The sequence below is a fragment of the Luteimonas sp. TWI662 genome (assembly GCF_039673825.1).
Classification (GTDB): Bacteria; Pseudomonadota; Gammaproteobacteria; order Xanthomonadales; family Xanthomonadaceae; genus Luteimonas.
Genome location: NZ_JBDJMI010000047.1, coordinates 1 through 3,826 on the forward strand (window position 1 = coordinate 1; position 3,826 = coordinate 3,826).

The window sequence follows — 3,826 nt, forward strand, 5'->3', positions numbered from 1 at the left end:
CTCCACCGGCAAGGTCGCCAGCGGCGCCGCACTCGCGGGCCAGGCCGGTCGGACCATGGCCGAGATGGTTGCATCCGTGCAGCGCGTGACCGACATCATGGCCGAGATCTCCGCCGCCTCGCAGGAACAGGCCGCCGGCATCGAGCAGGTCAACCAGACCATCGTGCAGATGGACGAGACCACCCAGCAGAACGCCACGCTGGTCGAGGAAGCCTCGGCCGCCGCGCGTGCGATGGAGGAGCAGGCCACAGGCCTGGCCGAGGCGATCGCGGTGTTCCGCGTCGACACCGCCACCGCGTTGCTGCAGGCGGTGGTGGATGCGGCCCGGCCACCGGCCACCGGCCACGCGCTGTCCTGATCCCGCCGATCAGCCGCCCCATCCCGGAGAACGACAAGCACGATGGCGCCTGCAGATTCGCCCCATCCGCTGGACGACGAGGCCCTGTCGCGCTACATGCTGCGCGACAGCGCCGACATGGGCCGTGTGCTGCGCAGCCTGGTCGAGACCCGGGCCCTGATCAGCGGCAGCCTGATGCCCGGCGACCTGTCCTGCCCGACCGCGCTGCTCGCGGTCGGCGACGACGGCACCCTGGTGCTCGATGCCAGCCGGCAGGACGCGCTCAACCGCAGGATCGCGGCCTGCACCCAGTTCGTCTGCGACACCCGGCTCGACGCCGTCCAGATCCGCTTCCGGCTGTCGACACCACTGCCGGCCCTGCACGAAGGCCGCCAGGCATTCATCGCGCCCTGGCCCCAGGCGCTGCTGCGCCTGCAGCGACGCGACCTGTATCGCGTGGTGCCACCGCTCGATGCCGGCGTGACGCTGCATCCAGGGCATGGCGACGGCCAGGCTGGGTCGTCGCACGACGGCCTGCGGGTGCTGGACCTGAGCGGCGGCGGGCTCGCGGTCGCGATGGACGACGGGCAGGATCCGCGCTTTGCGCCCGGGCGCACGCTCGATGGCTGTCTATTGCGGTTGCCCGATGCGGAGCCGATTGCCTTGACCGTCGCCGTCGCACACCGCTTCTGCGAGCAGACCGGGCCGCGGCTGCGCTGGCGGGCCGGCTGCCGCTTCGTGGCGCTGGCGCCGGTCGCGCAGCGGCGGATCCTCCACTACATCTTCCAGATCGAGCGCCAGCGCAATGCCCGGCTGCGCCGCGCGGTGTAGGCCCGGCGCCCTAAAGTTGCCCGCCGCGCGGCCGATGTCGCACGGGACACCCGAACACGCGCGCGAGCGCGGCATGCCTGCAGGAGCGCACCGATGAGCAGTCCCGACCCCCAGAACGCCGGCGAGTACCTCACCTTCACCCTGGGCGAGGAGCACTACGGCGTCGACATCCTCAAGGTGCAGGAAATCCGCGGCTACGACGCGGTCACCCGCCTGCCCGATGCCCCGGACTACATCAAGGGGGTGATCAACCTGCGCGGCACGATCGTGCCGGTGATCGACCTGCGCCTGAAGCTGCGCCTGGCGCAGGCGCGCTATGACAGCTTCACGGTGATGATCGTGCTCAATGTCGACGACCGCGTCGTGGGCATCGTCGTCGACGGCGTGTCGGACGTGGTGCCGCTGTCGGCCGAGCAGATCCGGCCCACGCCCGAGTTCGGCGCGGCGATCGACACCCGTTGCATCTCCGGCATCGGCACCTTCGACGACCGCATGCTGATCCTGCTCGACATCGAAACCCTGCTCGACAGCGCCGAACTGGCGGTCCCGCAGGCAGCGTGATCCGGATTTGCGACGTTCATCACACAGCTTTCACTCAAGGCCCGGCCGTACGCGGCCGATAGAGGCGGGCACGGGCGCATTCGCGCCTGCCGTCCATCGATCAAGGAGCAGACCATGACCATCCACTGCAAGACGTCTTCCCTGCTGGCCGCGTTGCTGCTGGCCGGTGGCGCCTCGACCGCCTTCGCCCAGGAGGCCATCCGTCCCGAGCAGGCCGTGCGCTTCGTCGGCAAGAGCGGCATGGTCTGCGGCAAGGTCGAGAAGACCCGCTTCGCCGAGAACACCGAGGGCCAGCCGACGTTTCTGTACATGGGCGGCGCGTTCCCGCGCCACACCTTCTCGGCACGTATTCCCAGCGATCAGCGCGACCGCTTCCGTCCCTCACCCGAGGAACTGGAAGGGCGCGATGTCTGCGTCATGGGCACCATCCAGCGCGACGCCAGCCGCGCCGAGATCGCCGTCAGTTCGCCCAGCGACATCAAGCTCGCCACCATCAAATAAGCCCCGCGCCCGGATCGCAGACCGCATCCGGGCCGTTTTTCCATCCGGCCGCCTACGGGGGATTGCCGCATGCACTGGTTCTCGAATCTCAAGCTCGCACCGAAACTGATGCTGGCATTCGGCGTCGTCCTGATCCTGATGATCGCCCAGGGCGCGGGCGGCTTCGTCGGCCTGCGCGCACTCAACAGCGTCACCGACCACCTGGCCGACAACACGCTGCCGACGCTGACCACGGTCGGCGAAACGCGCGCCCTGCTCGGCGAGTACCGCGCGGCCTCGTACCTGGGCCTGGTGCGCGCCAGCGAGCAGGTCAAGCGCGATGCCCGCGAACGCACCGCGGCAATGGAAAAGCAGATCGAGGCGAACATGGCGTCGTACGCGCCGCTGATCGTCTCTCCGGAAGAGCGCAAGCTCTACGACGGCTTCGTGACTGCCTGGACCGACGCCAAGGCCTCGTACCACGAGGTCAACGAGCTGATCGAACTCGACCTGCCCGACGACGCCACCGACACCTTCATCGGCCGCACCCGCGATCTGCACATGGCCGCCGGCAACGCGCTGCAGGCGCTGCAGAGCGAGGCCGACCGCCAGGCCACCGAGGCCCGCGAGGAGGCCCAGGCGGTGCAGGCCGGCTCGAGCATCCTGATGGCGGTCATGCTGCTGGCCGGGATCACCGGCGGCATGGTCATCGCCTGGCTGATGGCGCGCAATCTCACCGCTGCCACCCGCTCAGCGGTCGGGTTCGCCAACGACGTGGCCAGCGGCAAGCTCGACACCCGCATCGACGCCAGCCGCCGTGACGAGATCGGCGACTTGCTCAAGGCCATGCAGCGCATGCAGCACGACTTGCGCGAGCGGATCGAGCACGACCAGAAGATCGCCAACGAGAACCTGCGCATCCGCACCGCCCTCGACAGCGCCTCGACCGGGATGATCGTCACCGACGAGAAGTTCGACATCCTCTATGTCAATCCCGCGCTGCAGACGGTGATGGGCGACAACGCCGAGGCCATCGCCGCCGAGCTGCCGCACTTCGATCCGGCCAAGCCGCTGATCGGCGCCTCGCTGGCGACGTTCGAACTGGACGGCAAGCCGGACCAGCGAGTGCTCGCCAATCTCAAGGAACAGGGCATCGCGCATCGCGAAATGCACTTCCAGGACGCCTGCATCGCGCAGATCATCTCGCCGATCCGCGACGAGCAAGGCCGCGACATCGGTCTGATCGCCGAGTGGCGCGATCGCACCGGAGAAGTCCGGGTCGAGGCCGAAGTCGCGCGCATCGTGTCCGCAGCCGCGGCCGGCGATCTCGACCATCGCGTCGCGCTGGAGGGCAAGCACGGCTTCATCCTGCAGCTGGCGCAACAGCTCAACAGTCTGCTCGACGCCAACGCGGTCAGCCTGGCGCAGGTCTCGCATGTGCTCAATGCGCTCGCTTCGGGCGACCTGACCGCGCGCATGGACGGCGACTTCCACGGCGTGTTCGCCCGCATGCGCGACGACGCCAATGCCACCGTCGCCCAGCTCACCGCGATCGTCGCCCGCATCCAGGACGCCTCGGCCGCGATCGGCACCGCTTCGACCGAGATCGCCTCGGGC

Annotated in this window: 5 protein-coding genes; all 5 read left to right on the forward strand. The window is 69.0% G+C overall.

The window, feature by feature from the left end; translation table 11 throughout:
* Nucleotides 1-358, forward strand: a 358-nt coding sequence (locus tag ABE488_RS17625; RefSeq protein ID WP_346449695.1) for a methyl-accepting chemotaxis protein, incomplete at its 5' end; no start/stop codon positions are given.
* Between the two features lie 42 nt (nt 359-400).
* Nucleotides 401-1,168: a flagellar regulator YcgR PilZN domain-containing protein gene (locus ABE488_RS17630; RefSeq protein WP_346449696.1), complete on the forward strand. Its 768-nt coding sequence runs from the start codon at nt 401-403 to the stop codon at nt 1,166-1,168.
* A gap of 93 nt (nt 1,169-1,261) precedes the next feature.
* Nucleotides 1,262-1,729 (forward strand): chemotaxis protein CheW, encoded by a 468-nt coding sequence (locus tag ABE488_RS17635; RefSeq protein WP_346445835.1) that lies wholly within the window; start codon nt 1,262-1,264, stop codon nt 1,727-1,729.
* Between the two features lie 114 nt (nt 1,730-1,843).
* A complete protein-coding gene (locus ABE488_RS17640) occupies nt 1,844-2,230 on the forward strand; it encodes a hypothetical protein (protein WP_346445834.1) in 387 nt (128 codons plus the stop codon).
* Nucleotides 2,231-2,299: 69 nt separating this feature from the next.
* On the forward strand, nt 2,300-3,826 hold a 1,527-nt coding region (locus ABE488_RS17645; RefSeq protein WP_346449697.1), incomplete at its 3' end, for an MCP four helix bundle domain-containing protein.

Excerpts from the sequence above, each read along its gene's own strand:
- ABE488_RS17630 (WP_346449696.1), top strand. The coding sequence starts at position 401 with ATGGCGCCTGCAGATTCGCCCCATCCGCTGGACGACGAGGCCCTGTCG.
- ABE488_RS17635 (WP_346445835.1), top strand. The coding sequence starts at position 1,262 with ATGAGCAGTCCCGACCCCCAGAACGCCGGCGAGTACCTCACCTTCACC.
- ABE488_RS17640 (WP_346445834.1), top strand. The coding sequence starts at position 1,844 with ATGACCATCCACTGCAAGACGTCTTCCCTGCTGGCCGCGTTGCTGCTG.